Origin of the sequence: Epibacterium sp. Ofav1-8, assembly GCF_022348185.1 — a bacterium.
Lineage (GTDB): Bacteria > Pseudomonadota > Alphaproteobacteria > Rhodobacterales > Rhodobacteraceae > Epibacterium.
Genome location: NZ_JAKRFD010000037.1, coordinates 1 through 1092, shown reverse-complemented (window position 1 = coordinate 1092; position 1092 = coordinate 1). Strand labels below are relative to the sequence as shown.

Annotated in this window: 1 protein-coding gene; it reads right to left on the bottom strand. The window is 57.6% G+C overall.

All coding sequences use genetic code 11. The features are described 5' to 3' along the window. On the bottom strand, positions 1-1030 hold a 1030-nt coding region (locus MHM97_RS22705; RefSeq protein ID WP_239325917.1), incomplete at its 3' end, for an ISKra4 family transposase. Positions 1031-1092: the final 62 nt, after the last annotated feature.

Below are 1092 nucleotides of genomic sequence, written 5' to 3'. Positions count from 1 at the left end.
GTAGACTGGTCGTGGCCGTAAGAACTTTTCCATGCCAAAGGTACCATCGCAGCGTTTCGGCCGGACGTTTGAACAGCACTTGAATGCCGGAGAAGCTTTTGCTCTGCAGCAGGCCCTTTATAGCGTTCTCGACGTGCTGAATGCGCATCGAGATATGCCACCAGTCGAGGATGTGGCGGACCTTTTCACCGACGGCGTTGCGGACGAGGTTTGGAAGGGCAGGTTCCCCGTCCGAAATTACCGTGACGTTTTGGTCGTGATCCCAACCGAGAGCCCGCAAGTCCTGGCGAAGCTGACTGGCAGGTGACAGGACCGCCTGTTGCACCAAGCCGAAGCGACGGCACCTATCGTGGCTTTCAATCTTGCCGACCACAACATCGAGGTGTCGCTTCTGGTATTCTGGCCTGCATCGGATATGCGCACCGTCTAGGAAAACCGTCAATGCAGGCGCCTCTTCGGCGGCTGAAGGAACCAACGACTCAGTCTGCGCGCTGTCGCAGATTTCCCGGGCAACTTTGCCCAGTCGATTGCGCACCGATGTGTTCACCTGCTTCGCGCAAGGCAGAAAGGTTTCCATGATACGCGCCGCTTCCCGGAAGGAATGACGCGCCCCAAGTTCGGCTTGAAGGCGTCGCAGTTCCGGGGTCGATCGATCTGGGAAAAAGTGTGCGAGAGGCGAAAGCGGTCCGCCCAACACAACATCGGATTTTGCATTGCAGGCACAGCGGCGAATGCGCGGCACCTTGACCTCGAACCTGCCGAAGAGCGTGTCGAGTACCCGCGAACGATAATCATGTATGGCCCGGATCCCGTCGCAGTCGGGACAGATCCTGCTGGCTTGGGAAATCTCCTCGATCTGGTCGAGCAGGATCGCTTTCTGCAATTGCCCGAGGATGCTCTTCGCATCTTCGAGCAACAACCCAAACCCCTCAGGCTGCGTGCGTCGAAACGGCCGGGACAAACGGCCGAGTTGATGCCTCTTTGTGGTTCCGTTCTCAAGGGTCGTCTCGACAAGAATCCGCGCTTCCATGGCAGTTCCCTTCTCAATGAACCACCAATATACACAGACACCCCCAAGTTTTGCCCACTCCC